The sequence below is a fragment of the Pseudomonas sp. NFR02 genome, assembly GCF_900119375.1.
Classification (GTDB): Bacteria; Pseudomonadota; Gammaproteobacteria; order Pseudomonadales; family Pseudomonadaceae; genus Aquipseudomonas; species Aquipseudomonas paracarnis.
In genome coordinates, this window is sequence record NZ_FPJJ01000001.1 from 19,177 (window position 1) to 39,821 (window position 20,645).

The following is a 20,645-nucleotide window of genomic DNA, read 5'->3' on the forward strand; positions in this document are numbered from 1 at the left end:
CGGAGCGTGGGAACGATCGATGCTCTCAGGGTTTTCGCGAGCAAGCTCGCTCCTACAACTTGCGGCCCGCCATATGCCGCAAATACCCCACCAGCAAATCCAACTCATTGTCTGGCAATACACTCGCTGTAAACGCCGGCATCTTCGCCTGTGGCCAATGCCTCAGGCTTTGCGGGTCGCGGATGTAACGCTTGAGGAAATCCCCGCTGAAATACTCGGTGGGGTTGTAGGGCACATTCAGGTCCGGCCCCATCTGGGCATCACCGCCGCCATTGAGGCGATGGCACGCCAGGCAGTTCTTCTGGAACAACGCAAAGCCCTGGTTGATCGGGGCGTTCGCCGCCAGCTTCGGGTCGGGCAATAACGCCGGGAAACGCTCGCCAACCGTCTGCAACTGCTTGAATTTCGATACCTGGAACGGCCACTGTTCGGGGCTGATATGCCCGGCTTGAGGGTTGGTCCAGACCAGATAGAACGGCCCGGCGCTGGGCTTGCCCTGCGCCAGCGGTGGCCATGGATGGGCCGGGTCTTCCACGGCCAGCCAGGCGCGGGCGCCGTTTTTTTCCAGTAACGGCGCGGCGGCAAGTTCAGCGGCAAAACCATCAAGGGCAACGGCTTGCAGGTGGTTCGCAGATTTAAGGCCCGGTAAGAGCACCGCCAGGGGCACCGCACGATAGGTCATAGTGCGCTTGTAGGACACATCATCGACGATCTGCACCGTCTGAGCGTCGGGGTGCTTGAGCAACTCGGCGGTCTGCCAGGTCTTTTGGCTGTGGTCCAACTCGATGGTCAACTGTGCCGCCGCCGCGGGCAGGCTCAGCAGCAGGGCAAAAAGGGCGAGGATCGGTTTCAAGGCACAGGCCCGTTGCGAGAGAGTGAGGGCGCACACGATAACGGAAAACGGCAGGTAAAAAGACAGCCCCTGCAACAGGAGCGCTAAGCGCAATGTCCTGGCAGGTGCTGCCAAAAGCTGCAGGCCTGGTGCGGCGTGTGCACGGAAGTTGGGAGTGTCACCCAATAACCTTGGTTAAATTGGGCAGGATCAGAATCAAGGTGGTGGCGAACAGGATAAGTCCCGCCTGACGTACTTTCGATTGTTTGAACATGGCTGACTGCCTTTTCTTTTGTTGTTATTCCTGAGCGTCAAATGCGTGCCGTTGAAGTCAGTATCGCGAGGTGACGTTGCACTTTTCTTACAGCTGCTCCAGCAAAACCCGGCAGCAGCGTCTTACAGATTCAACCTTAGAGCGCCCGTTCTTTCTGGCTTAGACTCATTTCATATCAGCTAAGAAGTATTTGCGCTAAAAACGGCATGAGGCTTATTGCCATCTGGGCGCCAGCCCTAGGGCTAGACAGCTAAAACGATTAATCAGGCATTTCCCGTAGGAACCTACCGTTCGTCCGAGCGAGGGGGTCAAAAGCAATGAGCGCATCCGTCATTGAAACCGTGTCAATCGGGCCTAAGGTAGGAGCACACACCCACAGCGGTTCGAGGATGTCATGACCCAAGCTTTGATTTTTGATGCGATACGCACGCCCCGGGGTAAGGGCAAGGCCGACGGTGCCCTGCACAGCGTCAAGCCGGTAAACCTGGTGGCTGGCTTGCTCACGGCGCTGGCGCAGCGCAGCGACCTCGACACCCGCCAAGTGGATGACATCGTCCTGGGCTGCGTCACGCCCGTTGGCGACCAGGGCGCCGATATCGCCAAGACCGCCGCGCTGGTGGCCGACTGGGATGTCAGTGTGGCCGGTGTGCAGGTCAATCGCTTCTGCGCGTCGGGCCTGGAAGCGGTGAACCTGGGGGCGATGAAGGTGCGTTCCGGCTTCGAAGACCTGGTGGTTGTTGGCGGCGTCGAGTCCATGTCCCGCGTGCCCATGGGCAGCGATGGCGGCGCCTGGGTACTCGACCCGCAAACCAATATGCACAGCCACTTCACGCCCCAAGGCATTGGCGCCGACCTGATTGCCACCCTGGAAGGCTTCACGCGCCAGGATGTCGACGCCTTTGCCCTACAGTCCCAGCAGAAAGCAGCCAGGGCGCGGGCAGACGGTTCCTTCCATAAGTCGCTAATCGCGGTGCACGACCAGAACGGCATCGTGCTGCTGGACCATGACGAATTTATCCGCGGCGACTCAACCCTCGAGGGCTTGGGCAAGCTCAAGCCGAGCTTCGAAATGATGGGCCAGATGGGCTTCGACGCCACCGCGTTGCGGGTCTATAGCCACGTGGAGCGCATCCACCATGTGCACACGCCGGGCAACAGTTCCGGCATTGTGGATGGCGCCGCGTTGATGCTGATCGGTTCCGAGGCCAAAGGCCGTGAACTGGGCCTGCAACCGCGGGCGCGTATTGTCGCCACGGCGGTGACCAGTACCGACCCGACGATCATGCTCACCGGCCCCGCGCCGGCCACTCGCAAGGCGCTGGCCAAAGCCGGCCTGCGGGTTGAAGACATCGACCTGTTCGAAGTCAACGAAGCCTTTGCTTCGGTCGTGCTCAAGTTCATCAAGGACATGGGCATCGACGCCGCACGGGTCAATGTCAACGGCGGCTCCATCGCCATGGGCCACCCCTTGGGCGCCACCGGCTGCGCGATTCTCGGCACCTTGCTCGACGAGCTGGAGGCGCGCCAGCAACGCTACGGCCTGGCCACTTTATGCGTCGGCGGTGGCATGGGTATCGCCACCATCATCGAACGTCTCTGAGCCTAAGGAATTTGTCATGACCGATGCCATTCGTTACGAAAAAGGCCAGGACCAGATCGTGGTGCTGACCCTCGACATGCCCGGCCAGAGCGCCAACACCATGAACGCCGCCTACCGTGAAGCCATGGCGGCCACCCTCACGCGCCTGGAAGCTGAAAAGGACGAGATCGCCGGGGTGGTGATCACCTCGGCCAAGAAGACCTTTTTTGCCGGGGGCGACCTCAATGAGCTGATCAAGGTCGATAAAGCCCACGCCAAGGCGTTCTACGACAGTGTCTTGGTATTGAAAGCGCAATTACGCCGCCTGGAAACCCTCGGCAAACCGGTGGTGGCCGCGATCAATGGCGCGGCCCTGGGCGGCGGTTGGGAAATTTGCCTGGCCTGCCATCACCGGGTCGCGCTGGACGACAAGTCCGTGCAACTGGGCTTGCCGGAAGTCACCCTTGGCCTGTTGCCAGGGGGCGGCGGCGTGGTGCGCATGGTGCGCATGCTCGGCCTGGAAAAAGCCTTGCCGTATTTGCTCGAAGGCAAAAAGGTGCGGCCCGCCCAGGCCCTGCAGGCGGGTTTGATTGATGAGTTGGCGGCGGATCGCGAGGCATTGCTGGCTCAAGCCCGTGCCTGGATTCTGGCTAATCCGCAGGTCAGGCAACCCTGGGACAACAAGGGCTACGCGATTCCCGGCGGCACGCCGTCCCACCCTAAAGTCGCGCAAATGCTCGCCATTGCCCCATCGATTTTGCGTAGCAAGACCCAAGGCTGCTTCCCTGCGCCGGAGAAAATCCTCTGTGCGGCGGTCGAGGGCGCCCAGGTGGACTTCGACACCGCGCACCTGATCGAAACCCGCTACTTCACCGAACTGGTGACCGGGCAAGTGGCAAAAAACATGATCGGCACCTTCTGGTTCCAGCTCAACCAAATCAACGCCGGCAGCTCGCGCCCGCAGGGCTTTGCGCCTTATGTAACGCGCAAAGTCGGTGTGCTCGGCGCCGGGATGATGGGCGCGGGCATCGCCTATGTCAGTGCCTGTGCGGGTATCGAGGTGGTGCTCAAAGACATCACCCTGGCCGCCGCTGAAAAAGGCAAAGCCCATTCGGCCGCATTGCTGGACAAGAAAGTCAGCCGTGGGCAATTGACCGCCGAACAGCGCGAAACCACCCTGGCGCGCATTCATCCTACTCAGGATGACGCCGGCCTGGCCGGCTGCGACCTGATCATCGAGGCCGTATTCGAAGACCGCGCACTCAAGGCCAAGGTCTCGGCCGCGGCGCAAAGTGTGGTGGGGGCCGACGCGGTGATCGCCTCCAACACCTCCACCTTGCCCATCGGCGGCCTGGCCACGGCGGTGCCCGATCAAGCCAAGTTCATCGGCTTGCACTTCTTCAGCCCCGTGGACAAGATGCCCCTGGTGGAAATCATCAAAGGTGCGCGCACCAGCGACGAAACCCTGGCCCGAGGGTTTGACTTCGTACTGCAAATCAAGAAAACCCCGATTGTGGTCAACGACAGTCGCGGCTTTTTCACCTCGCGGGTATTCGGCACCTTTACCAACGAAGGCATCGCCATGCTCGGCGAAGGCGTGGCCGCGCCGATGATCGAGACCGAAGCGCGCAAGGCCGGCATGCCGGTGGGGCCGTTGGCGGTGTCCGATGAAGTGTCCCTCAGCCTGATGAGCCATATCCGACAGCAAACGGCCAAGGACCTGCAGGCCGAAGGCAAGGCCATGCCGAACCATCCGGCGACGGCGGTGATTGATCTGTTGGTGAACGAATACAAGCGCACGGGCAAGGCGGCCGGCGGTGGTTTTTACGACTATCCCGCTGGCGGCCAGAAGCACCTGTGGCCTGAGCTGAAAACCCGGTTTGAACAGCCCGACGAGCAAATCTCACCTCAGGACGTGCGCGACCGCTTGTTGTTTATCCAAGCCATCGAAACCGTGCGCTGTGTGGAGGAGGGCGTGTTGATGTCCACGGCGGATGCCAACGTTGGTTCAATCTTCGGCATCGGCTTTGCCGCGTGGAGTGGCGGCGCGTTGCAGTTTATCAACCAGTACGGGCTGAACGACTTCATCGCCCGCGCCCGCTACCTGGCAGAGCAGTATGGGGAGCGCTTCTCGCCGCCGACGTTGTTGTTGGAAAAAGCCGCAAAAGGCGAGCGGTTTTAGACGTTTCACTGTAGGAGCGAGCTTGCTCGCGAAAAACGCACAGGCAACGCTTTTATCCAGGATACCTGCGTTATCGTTGACGTTCTTCGCGAGCAAGCTCGCTCCTCCAGTGAGTGTGGGCGCCCATTGAGGGCTTGCTTTGAAGGTGTATTTCAAGGCAGGCTCTGGGGTGTGCAATATTCCCATCGCCGTGTCAGGTATTTTTTATGTCGCTACGCGTCTGCATCCTGGAAACCGATATTCTGCGCCCCGCTTTGATCGATGAGTACCAAGGCTATGGGCAGATGTTCAAGCGCCTGTTCGCCAAGCAACCGATTGCCGCCGAGTTTGTGGTCTACAACGTGGTGCAGGGCGAGTACCCACCGGATGACGAAGTGTTTGACGCGTACCTGATCACCGGCAGCAAGGCTGATTCGTTCGGTACCGACCCCTGGATCCAGACGCTCAAGACCTACCTGCTCACGCGTTATGAGCGCGGCGACAAGCTGCTGGGCGTGTGCTTCGGCCATCAGTTGCTCGCGCTGCTCTTGGGCGGCAAGGCCGAACGTGCCAGCCAGGGCTGGGGCATGGGCACCCACGCTTACAAGCTGGATGCCAAGACGCCATGGATGAGCCCCGAGGTGCCGGAGCTGACGCTATTGATCAGCCACCAGGACCAAGTCACCACCTTGCCAGAAAATGCCACCGTGATCGCCTCGAGCGAATTCTGCCCGTTTGCCGCGTATCACATTGGCGACCAAGTGCTGTGCTTCCAGGGCCATCCGGAGTTTGTTCACGACTATTCCCGTGAGTTGCTGGAAATACTTCAGACAACCCTGGGTGAAAAGGTCTACAGCAACGGCGTGGCCAGCCTGGAGCGCGACCACCACGGCGTGACCGTGGCGGAGTGGATGATGCGCTTTGTCGCGCACCAGCCTGAAGCCAAGGCTTAAAGCCATCCCGAACGCTTGAAACTTGCCCATAAACCGGTACAGCCCAAGGTAATAAAACCGAGCACCGCAAAATAGCCGTAGTGCCATTGCAGCTCGGGCATGTTCTGGAAGTTCATCCCGTAAATCCCCGCCACCGCCGTGGGGAACGCCAGGATCGCCGCCCACGCGGCGAACTTGCGCTGCACCACGCTCTGGCGCGACGCCTCCAGCAACACACCGATCTCGATGGTCTGGCTGGCAATGTCGCGCAGGGTGGTGAGGTCTTCCATTTGCCGCGTCACGTGGATTTGCACATCACGGAAATACGGGCGCATGTTCTTGTCGATAAACGGGAAGCTCAGCTTCTGCAACTCCTGGCTGATCTCCACCATTGGCGCCACGTGCCGCTTGAGCCGTAACACATCGCGGCGCAGGCCGTGGAGGTGCTGGATATCGCGCTCGTTGAGCGAACTGCACAGCACGTTACGCTCCAACTCATCAATCTCGGCGTGGATCGCCTCGCTCACCGGCTGGTAGTTTTCAGTGACAAAATCCAGCAACGCATAGAGTACGAAATCTTCCCCATGCTCCAGCAACAACGGGCGCGCCTCACAGCGTTGGCGCACAAAGCCGTAGGACGCCGAGTGACCGTTGCGTGCGGTTATGATGTAGCCGTTGCCGGCAAAAATATGGGTTTCGATAAACTCCAGCTTGCCGTTCTCGCGCACCGGTGAGTAGGTGACGATAAACAGCGCGTCGCCGAAGGTTTCCAGCTTCGGGCGGCTGTGTTTTTCCATGGCGTCTTCAATCGCCAGCTCGTGCAGGTTGAACTGGCGTTGCAGGTTGTTCAGTTCCTGGGCGCTGGGTTCTTCCAGGCCGATCCACACAAAGTGCCCAGGTTTGGCGGCCCAGGCCGCGCCTTCATCGAGAGTGATATCCGAGACTTTCTTACCGGCGCTGTAGACGGCAGCCGCAACAACTCTACCCATGGTGCTGATCACTTCTTATCAAGAGGACAGATGTTGGGCAGCTTAGCCTGAATGGCGTTCCGTTGTTGCTGGCTGATATCACTGATCGTTCCCACGCTCTGCGTGGGAATGCTGCCCGTGACGCTCCGCGTCTCCCTAAGCGGGCGCCTACGCGCGTTGCAGTTCGCGATCCATCTGTGCAATGCACTCATCCATCTGCGTCTGACACGTCAGCAGCAACTGAGGGATGTCATCCACCGTTAACCCACAGGTAGGAATCGGCGGCAACGACCGTATCAGCAACTCACCGCTGTTCCAGCGATTGAGCTTCATCTGCGTCACGTAATTGCTGACACACACCTGCACGATAGGCACACCGGCCGCAATCGCCATATGGAATGCGCCTTTCTTGAACGGCAACAACCCTTTGCCCAGGTTGCGCGTACCTTCCGGGAACACCCAGATTGACGTGTCCTCATGCTGCAAGGTATGCGTGGTGGTCAGCATCGCCCGCCGGGCCTTGTGCGCATTGCCACGGTCAATCAGCACATTGCCCGCCAGCCAGAACAGCTGGCCGAACAGCGGCACCCATTTCAGGCTTTTCTTGGCGATGCAGACCGTGCGGTGCGGCACTACATTGCCGAACACAAACAAATCGTAATTGGACTGATGGTTGGCGATCACCACGCAGGTACCGGGCTTGTTGCGCAGCGAGTCGACGTCGGCCTTCACGTTCAAGCCCAGGATCCGCATGGCCGGCAACGCATAGAGGCGAGCGCAGAGACGGCTGTTGTCCGGGTTGAACGGCCTGCACACACCGACCAGCACACCCAGCACGCCAGCGATCATAAAATGCAGGCTCATCAACAACATACGCAACAGAAAAAGCATCGACACGGCCCATCGGGACAAAAGGTGGCGCAGTGTACGGATGTGCACTGTATTCGGCAATTGCCCCTACAGACGTAGGAGATAGCCGATGTTTAAGCGCATGTTTCCACATTGGCCGATAACGGCTAGCTAGAGCGGCTACGGACGTTTCACACTTACTAGGTAAGAAAAAGCCCGACTCAAGGTCGGGCTCAGGCACAGCAGGGGTAGGGCTTAGCTCAGGCTATGGCCCTGATCCTGGATGATTGCATCGTCCAGGGCTTCGAGCAGTGCACGGCGCACTTTCAACTTGGTGTGCTTGTGGGCGTTCATATTGATCTTCTTCAGCTGCCGCGCCGCTTCCAGTGCGGCGGCGTGCAGTTCTTCGGGTGCCACCACCTTGTCGAGGAAACCGGCGTGCAGGGCGCCTTGCGGATCAAACATCTCGGCATTGATCACCGAACGCTGAAACGCCGACTTACGCAGGCGATCCCGCGCCAACTCGATACCGGCATGGTGCATGGTCATGCCAATCGCCACTTCATTCAGACCAATGCTGAACGGGCCTTCGACGCCAATCCGATAATCGGCCGACAACAACAGGAACGCGCCTTTGGCCACCGCATGGCCAGGGCAGGCCACGATCACCGGGAACGGATGCGCCAACATCCGCCGCGCCAGGGTCGAACCCGAGGTCACCAGGCTGATTGCCTCTTTAGGGCCGGCGGTCATCACCTTCAAATCATAACCACCCGACAAAATCCCCGGCGTGCCCGTGATGATCACCACCGCCCGATCCTTCTCGGCCTGATCCAGCGCCGCATTAAACTCACTGACCACCGCCGGAGAAATGGCATTCACCTTGCCGTTGCTCAGGGTCAGGGTCGCGATACCGTCTTCGAAGTGGTAGGCAATCAACTCACTCATGACGCGGTTCCTTGTAGGGCTTGTTATAGAGATAGATGAGCAGACGTTACTCACCACGCCCGCGCGGGTAAAGCGCCGTGACTGACTACCCAGTCAGGCTTTTCCTGCATCCCCAAGGGTAGACGCCCCGGAGCAGGGCGCAGCAAGCGCTCCAGACGCGTGCCGCCGATGCCTGAGAATGGCACAATCACCACCCCTCGCCGGGAGGGGAATGGCATAACCGTCTAAGCGCATGAAAATTCTGAAAAAAACCTTTGCCATCAGAAAGGCTTTCGACTACATTAGCGCGCCTCGACAGACTGAACTGGTTTGACGAGATACGGTGAAGTGTCCGAGTGGCTTAAGGAGCACGCCTGGAAAGTGTGTATACAAGAAATTGTATCGAGAGTTCGAATCTCTCCTTCACCGCCAAATTCGATGTAAACAAAACCCCTGGTTTCGAAAGAACCCAGGGGTTTTGTGATTTCTGGGGTTTGAAAGGTACAACTTTTATCAGCTCAGTTGTCTGGCCTTTCAGTCTGCGGCCCCATGACGTCACACCCTATGCCTAAGCCCGCCCTCAATGCCTATGCCGATGATGCACATCCGGAAAGTGCGCATGGCTATGCCTCATCACTCCATGTGCATGCTCATGGCTATGAGGCACCTTCGAGTCCCACTCAAACCCATGCTCATGTTGATGATGCTCATCATGCACATGCCAGTGCCCATGTTGCGTTGCCTCATGCACATGCTCATGGGCATGCCGCTCCGTCAGGTGCAGCCACACGCCTACTGCCATCAGTGCCGAGGCAATCCAGAAGGCCGCGGTCACCGACTCGCCAAATACCAGCAACGCCACTGCAGCACCGAGAAAGGGTGCCGTGGAGAAGTAAGCGCCGGTGCGCGCGCTGCCCAGTCCGCGGAGGGCCAGCACGAACATCACCAGGCTGATGCCATAGCCGAGGAAACCCACCAGTAGAATCGGCGCCAGTTGCGCCACGCCCGGAATCTGCGCCCCCAGGTAAAGCGCCAGGCTGCAATTCACCAACCCCGCAATCAAGCCCTTGGCCCCAGCGATAAAGAGCGCGTCAGACGCCGACACCTTGCGCGTCAGGTTGTTATCAATGCCCCAGCACAAACACGCCAGCGCAACGGCGAGCGGTCCGGTCCAGTCCTGATGTCTGCTGTCAGCACCGGACCACGACAACACCACGCCGCCCAACACAATGGCAAGCATGCCGAGGACGATGCGTCGGTCGGCGTTTTCGCGGAACACGACCCAGGCGATCACGGCGGTCAGTACCGACTCAAGGTTGAGCATCAGGGAGGCGCTGGCGCTGGTGGTGTGGGTCAGGCCGAACATCAATGCAACGGGGCCGAGGAGGCCGCCGAAGGCGATGGCGCCAAGTAGCCAGGGCCATTCCGATGGGGTTAGCCCGGTAGGTTTCCAGCCGCGATCACGGATCAAGCGCACACCGGCAAGGCCAATGCCGCTGCCGAGGTAGAGCAGGCCGGCGAGCAGGATGGGCGAGAGGCCCAGGCCAAGACTTTTGGCGAGCGGGGTGCTGGCGCCGAACAGGGCGGCGGCCGCGAGGGCGTAAATGATGCTGAGGTTCATGGGCCATCCTCGAAAGTCAGGCCCATGATACGTCGCTTGCCGGGGTCAGCGCCCTGGCAATTTCGTACTTTATTGCGCGGTTTTCAGCTTGATCACATCACCGGAGATTTTGGTGGTGTAACCGTTCAATACCCAAGCCCAGAACCACTTTTCCTGCACTTGTGTGTTGATCAACGCGTCGCCGCCCTTGGCCTTGATGGCTGCATCCTGGGCGCGTACGAAGCGGTTGTTCTGGCCGATGGGGATGACGCCCAGCAGCATGATGCCGGTGGCGCTGGCTTCGCTGTGGCCGAGGACGGTGTATTGGCTGGCGTCGTATTGCTGGGTTTTCATGGCGGTGCCGGTGCAACCTGCCAGGGTGAAACTAAGTACGGCTGCTGCAACGACTTTACTGACGTATTTCACTCATAACTCCATAGGTTCAATCTCGAGATTCAATTCTCGGGGGGGGGGGGGCGACACTCTAAGCGCTCAGTTGGCAGATTGAAATCAATCAGCGAGGCTGGGTCGCAGTCTGGCGGGTACTGCGCGGTGATCCCATTGCAGCCTGGTTGGGGCTCGACAGCGCCCACATTTATTCTTCGGCGTGTCAGAGATGCAGCCACGCCAGGCCACCCAACATCACCGCCACCCCGCCGGCGGTGTACGACATGCGTTTGAGCCATTCCTTGCGCGTGAGCAGGGTAATCGCCGCCAATGAAATCGCGATCTGAATCGCCGTCATCGCCTGGGCCCAGCGATGGTGCTGGTGCAGCGCTTCCTCGGATTTGTGGTCCCAGTCCCGTGAAGTGGCCTCAAGCGTTTCGGCCTGTTTACGCACTTCTTCCTTCTGGCGCTTGTAGCGCTCGATCTCCGCCTGGTAATGCGCCGCATCCACGCCGGGAATATGGCTGGCCAGTTCTGCCAGGTTCTGGCGGCTGGATTTGGCCTGGTAGTAGTTCCACTGGTTAGCGGCTTCGGTCTTGATGATGGCGGCGTTGTTCTTGTCCATCGCAGCTTCACTTTCGCTGGAGCCGGCCTGATAGCTGAGCATGGCACCGACGGTCGCCATGATCGCGGTCATCACGGCGATACGACTGGCAAAGCTATCGCCGCGGCCGTGAGCATGCTCGGTGGTGTGTTCAAGGTGTTTTTCGTGGGGGCTGGGAACTTCGAAGGCTTCGGACATGGGGCGACCGCGAACGGATTGAGGTGCGCTGATTGTTCACCAGCGCAGCTGTCTCAAGCCTGTACGTAACGCTGCAAACCTGCCACCAGTGCATCGAATGTCACCCGGCAGCGTGGGCTGTTGCGCAGGTCTTCGTGCATGCTGACCCAAGTGTCCATTTTAAACGCGAAGCCGTCAGGCAGCACTCGGCGCAGACGTGGGTCGCGCTGGGCCAGTTGTACCTGGCACCCACCGATGCCGGCACCGGCGCGGATCATTGCCAGTTGCGCCAGGTCGCTGTCGCTACTGATGGCGAAGGCGTTGCGCTCAAAACCCTTGATTGCCAGGCTGCGGATAAATGCAGTGGCTTGATCAAAGCCGATGACGGAGTGGCCGGCCAGGTCGTGCATGTGTTGGGGGATGCCGTGTTGCTGCAGGTAATCGTCACGGGCATGCAGGCCGACTTCGATCAGGCCGATACGCCGCGCCAGCAGCTGCTCCTGGCTGGGGCGCACCATGCGCACGGCAATGTCGGCTTCCAGCTGCAGCAGGTCGCTCAAGCGGTTGGTCAGCACCAGTTCCACCTTCAGGTGCGGGTGTTCCCGGCGCAATTGCGTGATGATCGGCGGCAGTACCTCCACACCCACCACTTCACTGGCCGATACTCGTACCACGCCGCGCACCTCATCGCCTTGGGACGAGGCGGCGCGTTCAAGGGCGGCGGCGGTACGCGCCATGGTTTCTGCATGCGCCCGCAGTGTGTGGGCGACCGTAGTGGGTAATAAGCCTGAGGGCGAGCGGGTGAACAACACGACGCCCAGCGCCGTTTCCAGAGCGGCGATGTGCCGCCCTACCGTGGGTTGGGTGATGCCGAGCTGCCGTGCGGCCCCCGAAAGCGATCCTTCCTTGAGTACACCGAGAAATGACCGGTAAAGCTCCCAACCGATATTCGTAGCCATACATAAATGTATAGCGGCTCGATACTCTTGGGCAATTTCTCTATAGCTGTTCCGCATCCAACATACCCTCATCAACCAACAGTGGGAGAGGGTGATGAGCAAGGTTCTGGTTTTGGGTGCAACCGGTGGCATTGGTGGCGAAGTGGCGCGGCAGTTGAGCGCGGCGGGCTGGGAGGTGCGGGCGTTGACTCGGGATCTGATCAAGGCTCGCAGCCAAAATCCTGTTTTTACGTGGCTAAAAGGCGATGCCCTGAATCGCGACGACGTGATCGCGGCCGCCCGGGGCTGCGCGGTAATCGTGCACGGCGTCAATCCGCCGGGTTATCGCAAATGGGCCGAGTGGGTGTTGCCGATGATCGACAACTCCATTGCGGCGGCCATCTGCGAAGGCGCGACAGTCGTGCTGCCCGGCACGGTCTACAACTTCGGGCCGGATGCATTCCCTGTGCTGCACGAAGACTCACCCCAGCACCCGCTGACTCGCAAGGGCGCGATCCGTGTGCAGATGGAGCAGCGCTTGCGAGCCGCTTCCACTCAGGGCGCCCGGGTGGTGATTGTGCGCGCTGGGGATTTTTTCGGCGCCAGGGTGGCCAATAACTGGTTTGCCCAAGGCTTGGTCAAACCCGGCAAACCGGTGCACACCATCCGCTACCCAGGCGATTACGGCGTGGCCCATCAATGGGCTTATCTGCCGGACGTAGCGCGTACAATGCTTGAGTTGATTGAGCGTCGTGCCAGTCTTGGCGCCTTCGCCTGCTTTCATATGGCTGGGTACATGGATGCAGACGGTACGCAGATGGCTAAGACGATCCAGCGTGTGGTGCTGCGCAGGACGGGCCAGCAACCCAGGGTCGGCGCGTTTCCCTGGTGGTTGTTGAACTGGGCGGCGCCTTTTGTCGTCACCGTGCGTGAGATGCAGGAGATGCGCTACCTGTGGCAAACACCGTTGCGCCTGGATAACCAGCGCCTGCTCGCGACGCTCGGCCATGAGCCCCACACACCGCTGGAACAGGCGGTGGAGGCCACCCTGGTTGGCCTGGGTTGCCTGCCTACTTGCGTTTGATCAGGCGTGCATACACGGCGAGGTTGACCACCACCACCACGGCCCCCAGCACTAATTGAGTATTCGCAGTCAGCCCGGCGGGGTAGATCAGCGTCAGGATGTAGTGCTCTATAAACCCACCGCCATAACCATCCTGCCCGGCCAAGTGGCGAAACAGGTTTTCCCAACGTGTAAGGGGGCAGGGCAGGTGCAGCACCTCCACCGCGATGCCCCAGGCAACGGCGGGCAGGTGCAGCCACATTACCCTGGGCCACTTCAGGGTGAGCAGGCCGCCGAACAGCACGAACAGGATAAAGGCCAGGTGGAACAGCACGAGGCCGTCGGCGGCTAGGCGGTAGAGCATGTTTGAGCTCGATGTGAGGTGAAGGGGTACGTGAATTTTTGCAGCGCGCCGTTATAGCTCCAGTTGACTGGCATTGATACCGAACGCTTTGGCTATCTTTTCCCGCGTGGTGCGGCGGGGTTTGCTGACCGCTTCCTGCTGGGCAAATGCCGATTGTGAAATACCCAGGCGTTTGGCGACTTCTTCCTGGGTCAGGCTCAGGTGCTCGCGCCACGCGCGAATAGGTGTTGCGCCATCCACCAGGCGGCTGACTACCGCATGGGGGATCAGGTTTGGATCGTTTTGCTGCGCCACATAGTGTTCATAGGGAATCACCACATAGGCTGGCTCGCCCTGCGTATTGTGGATGATCTGTACGGCAGTAGGTTCGCTCGTCACGTTTTTTAACCTCTTGGATGCTGACGACCTGGATGCTGCCGTCCCAGTCGAAAAGGACCCGGTAATGACCTACCCGCAAGCGATAGCTGTGAGGATGGTTAACCAGTGCCTTGACGTTGATTGCATCGGGCATGTGTTCAAGAGCGGACACGGCATCGCGTACCTGTTGCTGATGATACGAATGCAACCGAAGCAATTGTTTGACGGCTTTTCGCGTCCATTGGATTGAATTCATGGGAGGTTAATAAGTCTTTTATAAGGTTTGCAATCGGTATTTTCAGATCCGCGTCAACGGGTCATGACGTTTTCCTCTCAAACCCTAGACGGCCGCCGTCAGCGCCGACGGGTAAAACTGTTGCGTGGTATGAATCAACGGAAGGCCCACGAAGGTTGCTTGCAGGCAACGAGGGCCGTTATTGTGCTGAATCCTTTTAGTCCTCGCCCCAAGGTTGTGTTGTGATGAATGCACCGCGTACCGCTGTCCCGATCAAAGCCGTGATTTTCGATATGGACGGGTTGTTGCTGGATACCGAAGGCATCTACACCGAAGTCACGCAGATCATTGCCGAACGCTATGGTCGTACCTACGACTGGGGCATCAAGCAGCACATCATCGGGCGGGGTGCCCAGGATTTGGCCGATTACGTGGTCAAGGCCCTGGACCTGCCGATCACGCCCGCCGAGTTTCTGGAAATACGCGAACCGCTGATGAGCGAGCGCTTTCCCAAGGCCTTGGGTATGCCCGGTGCCGAGGCGTTGGTGCGGCACTTGAAGGCGCACAATATTCCGATTGCGGTGGGCACCAGTTCATCGCGTAACTCGTTTGGCCACAAGACCACCCTGCACCGTGAATGGTTTGGCCTGTTCGACACCATCGTCACCGCTGACGACCCGGAAGTAGGCGCTGCCAAGCCCGCGCCGGATATCTTCCTCACCGCCGCGCGCCGGTTGGGTGTAGCGCCTGAGGATTGTCTGGTGTTCGAAGATTCGCCGTTCGGCGTGACGGCGGCGAAGGCTGCGCACATGACCGCTATTGCGGTGCCCGATGAGGCGATGGCTGACAGCAAGTACCAGCATGCTGACCAGATTATTCGCAAGCTCGCCGACTTTGATTTGGCCGCCTACGGCTTGCCCCCCATGGCCTGACCCCGCGCGGTCAAAAGTGTGGGAGCTGGCTTGCCTGCGAAAGCGGTAGTGCAGTGACAGATGTCGCACTGACACACGCCTTCGCGGGCAAGCCCGCTCCCACATTTGGTGTGCAGTTTTGCAAAGTCAGGCGCTGAAACCACCATCGATGGTCAGGCTGGCGCCGGTGATGTAGCCCGCTTCCGGCCCGGCCAGATACGCCACAAAACTGGCAATCTCCTCCACATGCCCATACCGTCCTACCGCCATCAACCCGATCAGGCTTTCGGCAAAATCACTGTTCGCCGGGTTCATATCGGTGTCCACCGGCCCAGGCTGCACGTTGTTAATGGTGATGCCCCGTGGCCCCAGGTCCCGCGCCAATCCCTTGGTCAACCCCACCAGCGCCGCCTTGCTCATGGCGTAGGGCCCGCCACCGCCAAAGGGCATGCGTTCGGCGTTGGTGCTGCCGATATTGATCACGCGGCCACCTTCGCCCATGTGCTTGGCGGCTTCCTGGGTGGCGATAAACACGCTGCGCACATTGATCGCCAAGGTCTGGTCGAAGTCTTCCAGCTTGAATTCGTCCAGCGGCGCGATGGCCAGCACGCCAGCGTTATTCACCAGGATATCCAGGCGTCCAAACGCCTCGACCGTGGCGTTGACCGCCGCGCGAATCGCCGTGGCATCGGCGCTGTCGGCGTGAATCGCCAGAGCCTGCCCCCCTGCGCCGATCACCTCGTTCTGCAGTGTTTCAGCCTTGGCGGCCGAGCTGACGTAGGTAAAGGCAACCGCTGCCCCCTGGGCGGCGAGGCGCTTGACGATGGCGGCGCCAATGCCGCGGGAACCGCCTTGAATCAAGGCGACTTTGCCGGTGAGGTTATGTGTGGTCATGTCGATCTCCGAGGTAGTTGATGGAGCGAGTATCGACCTCGCCCGCGCTGCTCGGTAGCCCGTGGTTGCTATAGTCTGTGTAAACCAAAAGTTTAGAGTGGAGCGATATGGAAAGCTTTGGCAGTATCGAATGCTTTGTGCGCAGCGCCGAGGGTGGCAGCTTTGCCGAGGCTGCACGGCACCTGAGCCTCACTCCCGCAGCGGTGGGTAAAAGCGTCGCCAAGTTGGAGGCGCGCCTCGGGGTGCGGCTGTTCCAGCGCAGCACTCGGCGTCTGGTGCTGACCGAAGCCGGCAAGGTGTTCCTGGCGGAAGTCAGCGGCAGCCTCACCACCATTCAGAATGCGGTCGCCAACCTGGCCAGTGCCGAAGGGCGGCCGGTGGGCACGCTCAAGGTCAGCATGGGGCCAGTGTTCGGCAATCGGTATGTGGTGCCGTTGTTGGGCGAATTTATGCGGCGCTGTCCGGATATCAGCCCGGACTGGCATTTCGATAACCGCCAGGTCGACCTGATCGGGCAAGGCTTCGATGCGGCCATTGGCGGCGGGTTTGAGCTGCCCCAAGGCGTGGTGGCGCGCAAGTTGACCCCGGCGCACCGGGTGCTGGTGGCGTCGCCGGATTACCTGGCGCGCCGCCTGCCGGTGCTGGCGCCCGATGACCTGTCGCACTGCCTTGGCATCTTGATTCGCTCGCCGCAGACTGGCCGGGTGCGTTCATGGCAACTGACCCACCGTGAGCGCGAGCACAGCCCACTGGTACTGAAGCCAGCCATGACCATGAGCGACTCCGAAGCCGCCTGCTGCGCCAGTGCCCAAGGCCTTGGCATCGCGCTGGTGAGCATGCCAATGGCCGTGCCGTTCCTGGACAGCGGTGCGTTGGTGCGGGTGTTACCCGACTGGTATGTGGACGACGGCAATATTTCCATCTACTACGCCGAGCATAAATTGTTGCCGGGCAAGACGCGGGCGTTTGTGGATTTCATCATTGAGCAGTTCGCCGAGCAGAAACTGGCTCAACGGTTCAGTGCTATCTGAGCAGGGCCTTACCTCGAGTCGTGGCCATCGCGGGCAAGCCCGGCTCCCACATTGGATTGCGATCACTGTGGGAGCCGGGCTTGCCCGCGATGCAGGCGCATCGGTCTACCGCCCGAACTTGCCCGGCCAACCAATGACTTTCTTCGGCCGCGGCGCCGCATACGTCCTGATCTTCGAGGTCGACAACCCCAACCGCACCAACGACTCGGCCACCATCACCGCCGCCGTTACCCCGTCCACCACCGGAACCCCGGTGCGCTGACGGATCTGCTCATCCAGCCCTGCCATGCCGCCGCAGCCCAGGCAGATCACCTCGGCCTTGTCGTCGCGGATGGCCAGTTCGGCCTGGCGCACGATGGCCTCCATGGCGCCCAGCGGGTCTTCTTCCAGTTCCAGCACCGCCATGCCGCTGGCGCGCACCGAAGCACAACGCTGGTAGAGGCCGGCGAGTTTCAGCCGGTCTTCAATCAGCGGCACAGTGCGGTCCAGGGTGGTCACCACCGAGTAGGCGTGCCCCAGGAACATCGCGGTGCTGGCCGCCGCTTCGGTGATATCCACCACGGGTACATTGAGCAGTTCCTGCAGGCCTTCACGGCCATGTTCGCCATAGCCGGCCTGGATCACCGCATCAAAGGGCTGGTCGTAGGCCATTACCCGATCCATCACGGCGATGGCTGCCAGATAGCTTTCAAAATTGCCTTCCACCGATTCTGCGCCGAAGTACGGGGTGAGCCCGACAATCTCGGTGCCCGGTGAAGCCACGGCCCGTGCTTGCTGGGCAATGGTGTCGGTAATGGATTCGGTGGTGTTGACGTTGACCACGAGGATACGCATGGAAAGTCCTTGTTTAATGACTGACGTTATCGACGGCAATGCTTTCGCCGCTGACATCGGCGTAGTGCGGTTGACGCTTGGCAATCAGCAGGTACAGCAACCCTGCAATGCCGGCGCCAAACAACCAGGAAAACGGCGAGACGCTGGCAAACCCCGGCAACAGCGCCAGCAGGATGGCGATCACCGCCGCCGGAATGAACGCCGCCACCGCACGCATATTCACCCCCCGGCTGTAGTAATAAATGCCTTGGGGGTCTTCGCTGTACAGCTGCGGCACATCCACCTGGCTTTTACGGATCAGCCAGTAATCGACCATGATCACCCCGTACAACGGCCCCAGCAGCGCGCCGAGGCCAGAGAGAAAATACACGATCACCAGTGGGCTGTTATAGAGGTTCCACGGCAGGATCAGCACGGCAACGAAGGCGCTGATCAGTCCGGCGCGGCGAAAGTTCAGGTACTTGGGCGCCAGGTTGCTTAATACAAAGGCCGGGGCGACGAAGTTGGCCATGATGTTCACCGCCACGGTGACGATCAGGAAGGCCAGGCAGCCGAGCACGAGAAAGAAGGTGTTGGGGATCGCCGCGATGATTTCGGTCGGGCTTTCGATCACGCGGCCATTGAGCTGGAACTGCCCGCCGCACAGCAGCACGGTGATGGCGGCGAACACCAGGATATTCACCGGCAGGCCCCAGAAGTTGCCGACCTGGATAGTCCTGCGGCAGGGTGAGGAACGGGCGAAGTCGCAGAAGTTGAGGATCAAGGTGCCGTAGATGGCCAGCCACAGCGCGCCGCCGGCAAAGATATTGCGCCACATCTCGCCGCCACTCAGGGGCTCGCGGATCGACCAGGCAATTTGCCCGTTCGCCTGGAAGTACATCCAGCCGGCCAGTGCGGCCACGGTCAGCAGAATCACCGGCCCGGCGAAGCCTTCATAGCGACGTACCATTTCCATGCCATAGGCGAGAATCACCAACTGCACCAGCCAGATCGCCACAAAGCACGCCCAACCCAGGGTCGACAGCCCCAGAATCGAGTCGTGGTCATAATCGGCAAAGCCTGGATGAATGGCGGTCAGCAGCACGCGGAAAACTACCGAGGCCAGGTAGGTCTGGATCCCAAACCAGGCAATCGCAATTACCGCCCGAATCAACGCCGGAATCTGCGCCCCATGAATGCCGAAGCTGATACGGCTGATAACCGGAAACGGCACACCGGTCTTCTGCCCCATGTAGCCCGACAAGTTCATAAAGAAGTACACCAGCGCCGCGCCGATCCCCAGGGACAGCAATATTTGCCAGCCGCCCAGGCCTAATGCATATAAGCCGATGGCGAATGAGTAGTTGGCGATGTTGTGCACGTCATTGGTCCACAACGCGAAGATGCTATAGCGCCCCCAGCGTCGGCCTTCGACCTTGGTGGGCGCTAGGTCCTTGTTGTGCAGGCGCGGGCTGAGTACCAGCGGACCGGGGCCGGCGGCCGCAGGGTTTAACGGGGAGGAGGGCAGATCCAGTGCGAGGGTGTTCGAGAGACTTGTACGCATTCCGGCAGGCTCCAGCGCATCTGCAGCAAAGCGGCGGATGGCAAAGTGTATGTAGGTTTTGTATTGATTGTATACAAAGTGTACTTCTGCCTAAGCCATATGCGTGCCAATTCTCGATATATGAAAGTCTTGGCTAATTTCGTTTTTATATAGGTTGAGAATAACTCACTGAATTACGGACACTATAAGTTGACCGTTTGAACAGGTATTTTTTTTTTGTTAATTGGAGGGCTATTTATAGACGGCGCCATTGGCGCAGAGAGATGTTACGTTTTGGTGCGTTGTATATTAAGTTGCACACAAAAATGGCACTTATGGTTACAAGGTTGTGTACAAGATTTACCCGGCCGAAAGGAAATCTCGCTTTCTGTAGGAGCGAGCAAGTTCGCTCCTACAGAGGCGGTGGCATGAGAGGCTCAAGCCTTGCTGATGATATTCCCCGCATGCAGCCCGCATTCCTTCTGCGTGGCTTCTTCCCACCACCAGCGGCCTTCGCGCTCATGCTGGCGGGGCAGTACCGGCCGGGTGCAGGGCTCGCAGCCGATGCTGATGAAGCCGCGCTCATGCAGGCTGTTGTACGGCAGCTCCAGCATGCGGATGTAGCCCCACACCTCTTCGCTGGTCATCTGCGCCAGCGGGTTGAACTTGTACAGGGTGCGTTCCGGCGTGGAGAACGCCGTGTCGATTTCCAGCGCCGCCACCTGGCTGCGAGTGCCGGGGCTCTGGTCGCGGCGCTGGCCGGTGGCCCAGGCGCTGACACCTGCGAGTTTGCGGCGCAGCGGTTCGATCTTGCGGATGCCGCAGCATTCGCCATGGCCGTCCTTATAGAAGCTGAACAGGCCTTTCTCTTTGACGAAGGGCTCCAGCTTGCTCGGGTCTGGCGAGATCAGCTCGATGTCGATCTTGTAGAACTCACGCACCTGCTCGATAAACCGGTAGGTCTCCGGATGCAGGCGGCCGGTGTCGAGGCTGAACACCTTGACGTTCTTGTTCAGCTTCCAGGCCATGTCCACCAGCACCACATCCTCGGCACCGCTGAAGGAAATCCACAGGTCATCGCCGAACTGGCTGAACGCCAGCTTGAGAATGTCCTGGGCAGACTTGTTGGCATAAGTCGTGGCGAGTTCAACGACGTCGAAGGCTTGGTTCATCAGGACGGTTCCTACAGGTCAGTGGCGCTGAGCG

The 20,645-nt window shown here is 59.9% G+C and carries 20 protein-coding genes, 1 tRNA gene and 1 pseudogene; 7 read left to right on the forward strand and 15 right to left on the reverse strand.

What is annotated here, in order from left to right:
* Positions 1 to 52: 52 nt before the first annotated feature.
* A complete protein-coding gene (locus BT199_RS00105; protein WP_072434102.1) occupies positions 53 to 853 on the reverse strand; it encodes a c-type cytochrome in 801 nt (266 codons plus the stop codon).
* 647 nt (positions 854 to 1,500) lie between these two features.
* Between BT199_RS00105 and BT199_RS00110 the strand changes: the two genes are divergently transcribed.
* From BT199_RS00110 to BT199_RS00120, 3 genes are all read left to right on the forward strand, one after another.
* Positions 1,501 to 2,706: an acetyl-CoA C-acetyltransferase gene (locus BT199_RS00110; protein WP_072433646.1), complete on the forward strand. Its 1,206-nt coding sequence runs from the start codon at positions 1,501 to 1,503 to the stop codon at positions 2,704 to 2,706.
* Positions 2,707 to 2,722: 16 nt separating this feature from the next.
* Positions 2,723 to 4,867: a 3-hydroxyacyl-CoA dehydrogenase NAD-binding domain-containing protein gene (locus tag BT199_RS00115; protein WP_072433647.1), complete on the forward strand. Its 2,145-nt coding sequence runs from the start codon at positions 2,723 to 2,725 to the stop codon at positions 4,865 to 4,867.
* A gap of 206 nt (positions 4,868 to 5,073) precedes the next feature.
* Entirely contained in the window at positions 5,074 to 5,799 is a 726-nt protein-coding gene (locus BT199_RS00120) for an amidotransferase (protein ID WP_014719523.1), read from the forward strand.
* Here BT199_RS00120 and BT199_RS00125 read toward each other — a convergent pair.
* The 3 genes from BT199_RS00125 to BT199_RS00135 all read right to left on the reverse strand — a co-directional run bounded on the left by BT199_RS00125 (position 5,796) and on the right by BT199_RS00135 (position 8,543).
* Entirely contained in the window at positions 5,796 to 6,767 is a 972-nt protein-coding gene (locus tag BT199_RS00125) for a magnesium and cobalt transport protein CorA (RefSeq protein ID WP_003193449.1), read from the reverse strand. The genes BT199_RS00120 and BT199_RS00125 overlap by 4 nt on opposite strands.
* A 147-nt stretch (positions 6,768 to 6,914) precedes the next feature.
* Positions 6,915 to 7,637: a 1-acylglycerol-3-phosphate O-acyltransferase gene (locus BT199_RS00130; protein WP_014719522.1), complete on the reverse strand. Its 723-nt coding sequence runs from the start codon at positions 7,635 to 7,637 to the stop codon at positions 6,915 to 6,917.
* A 213-nt stretch (positions 7,638 to 7,850) separates the two neighbouring features.
* Positions 7,851 to 8,543, reverse strand: coding sequence for a crotonase/enoyl-CoA hydratase family protein (locus tag BT199_RS00135; protein WP_014719521.1), 693 nt, complete (start codon positions 8,541 to 8,543; stop codon positions 7,851 to 7,853).
* A gap of 321 nt (positions 8,544 to 8,864) precedes the next feature.
* Here BT199_RS00135 and BT199_RS00140 point away from each other — a divergent pair.
* Positions 8,865 to 8,954, forward strand: a tRNA-Ser gene (locus BT199_RS00140).
* Positions 8,955 to 9,102: 148 nt separating this feature from the next.
* On the opposite strand, the gene BT199_RS00145 is transcribed toward BT199_RS00140, so the two are convergent.
* The 4 genes from BT199_RS00145 to BT199_RS00160 form a co-directional block, all read right to left on the reverse strand.
* Complete coding sequence (locus BT199_RS00145; protein ID WP_072433648.1) at positions 9,103 to 10,143, reverse strand: DMT family transporter; 1,041 nt, start codon at positions 10,141 to 10,143, stop codon at positions 9,103 to 9,105.
* A gap of 69 nt (positions 10,144 to 10,212) precedes the next feature.
* Positions 10,213 to 10,548, reverse strand: coding sequence for a hypothetical protein (locus tag BT199_RS00150; RefSeq protein ID WP_054897205.1), 336 nt, complete (start codon positions 10,546 to 10,548; stop codon positions 10,213 to 10,215).
* A gap of 184 nt (positions 10,549 to 10,732) precedes the next feature.
* Positions 10,733 to 11,311 carry a DUF4337 domain-containing protein gene (locus BT199_RS00155; RefSeq protein WP_003193347.1) on the reverse strand — a complete coding sequence of 193 codons (579 nt, stop codon included), beginning with the start codon at positions 11,309 to 11,311 and terminating at the stop codon, positions 10,733 to 10,735.
* Between the two features lie 53 nt (positions 11,312 to 11,364).
* Positions 11,365 to 12,249, reverse strand: a complete 885-nt coding sequence (locus tag BT199_RS00160; RefSeq protein WP_014719515.1) for a LysR family transcriptional regulator — start codon at positions 12,247 to 12,249, stop codon at positions 11,365 to 11,367.
* Between the two features lie 94 nt (positions 12,250 to 12,343).
* Between BT199_RS00160 and BT199_RS00165 the strand changes: the two genes are divergently transcribed.
* The gene (locus BT199_RS00165) at positions 12,344 to 13,312 is read left to right on the forward strand and encodes an NAD-dependent epimerase/dehydratase family protein (protein WP_014719514.1); all 969 of its coding nucleotides are present in this window, start codon (positions 12,344 to 12,346) and stop codon (positions 13,310 to 13,312) included.
* Here the strand turns inward: BT199_RS00165 and BT199_RS00170 are convergent.
* From BT199_RS00170 to BT199_RS00180, 3 genes and pseudogenes are all read right to left on the reverse strand, one after another.
* Complete coding sequence (locus BT199_RS00170) at positions 13,299 to 13,655, reverse strand: DUF2784 domain-containing protein (RefSeq protein ID WP_019820579.1); 357 nt, start codon at positions 13,653 to 13,655, stop codon at positions 13,299 to 13,301. The two genes, BT199_RS00165 and BT199_RS00170, sit on opposite strands and share 14 nt — an antisense overlap.
* Before the next feature lie 51 nt (positions 13,656 to 13,706).
* Positions 13,707 to 14,033 carry a helix-turn-helix domain-containing protein gene (locus BT199_RS00175; protein ID WP_014719512.1) on the reverse strand — a complete coding sequence of 109 codons (327 nt, stop codon included), beginning with the start codon at positions 14,031 to 14,033 and terminating at the stop codon, positions 13,707 to 13,709.
* Positions 14,017 to 14,268 (reverse strand): annotated as a pseudogene (locus tag BT199_RS00180) (type II toxin-antitoxin system RelE/ParE family toxin); the annotation flags it as partial. The gene BT199_RS00175 and the pseudogene BT199_RS00180, both read right to left, overlap by 17 nt.
* Before the next feature lie 224 nt (positions 14,269 to 14,492).
* Here BT199_RS00180 and BT199_RS00185 point away from each other — a divergent pair.
* The gene (locus BT199_RS00185) at positions 14,493 to 15,179 is read left to right on the forward strand and encodes an HAD-IA family hydrolase (RefSeq protein WP_019820575.1); all 687 of its coding nucleotides are present in this window, start codon (positions 14,493 to 14,495) and stop codon (positions 15,177 to 15,179) included.
* Between the two features lie 126 nt (positions 15,180 to 15,305).
* Here the strand turns inward: BT199_RS00185 and BT199_RS00190 are convergent, their stop codons facing one another.
* Positions 15,306 to 16,052 (reverse strand): 3-oxoacyl-ACP reductase family protein, encoded by a 747-nt coding sequence (locus BT199_RS00190; protein WP_014719510.1) that lies wholly within the window; start codon positions 16,050 to 16,052, stop codon positions 15,306 to 15,308.
* A 107-nt stretch (positions 16,053 to 16,159) separates the two neighbouring features.
* On the opposite strand from BT199_RS00190, the gene BT199_RS00195 reads away from it, so the two are divergent.
* Positions 16,160 to 17,083 carry a LysR family transcriptional regulator gene (locus tag BT199_RS00195; RefSeq protein WP_072433649.1) on the forward strand — a complete coding sequence of 308 codons (924 nt, stop codon included), beginning with the start codon at positions 16,160 to 16,162 and terminating at the stop codon, positions 17,081 to 17,083.
* Positions 17,084 to 17,188: 105 nt separating this feature from the next.
* Here the strand turns inward: BT199_RS00195 and BT199_RS00200 are convergent, their stop codons facing one another.
* The 3 genes from BT199_RS00200 to BT199_RS00210 form a co-directional block, all read right to left on the reverse strand.
* Positions 17,189 to 17,917: an aspartate/glutamate racemase family protein gene (locus BT199_RS00200; protein ID WP_014719508.1), complete on the reverse strand. Its 729-nt coding sequence runs from the start codon at positions 17,915 to 17,917 to the stop codon at positions 17,189 to 17,191.
* 13 nt (positions 17,918 to 17,930) lie between these two features.
* Positions 17,931 to 19,460 (reverse strand): NCS1 family nucleobase:cation symporter-1, encoded by a 1,530-nt coding sequence (locus BT199_RS00205; RefSeq protein WP_019820568.1) that lies wholly within the window; start codon positions 19,458 to 19,460, stop codon positions 17,931 to 17,933.
* Between the two features lie 416 nt (positions 19,461 to 19,876).
* Entirely contained in the window at positions 19,877 to 20,611 is a 735-nt protein-coding gene (locus tag BT199_RS00210; protein ID WP_014719506.1) for a phosphoadenylyl-sulfate reductase, read from the reverse strand.
* Between the last annotated feature and the right edge of the window lie 34 nt (positions 20,612 to 20,645).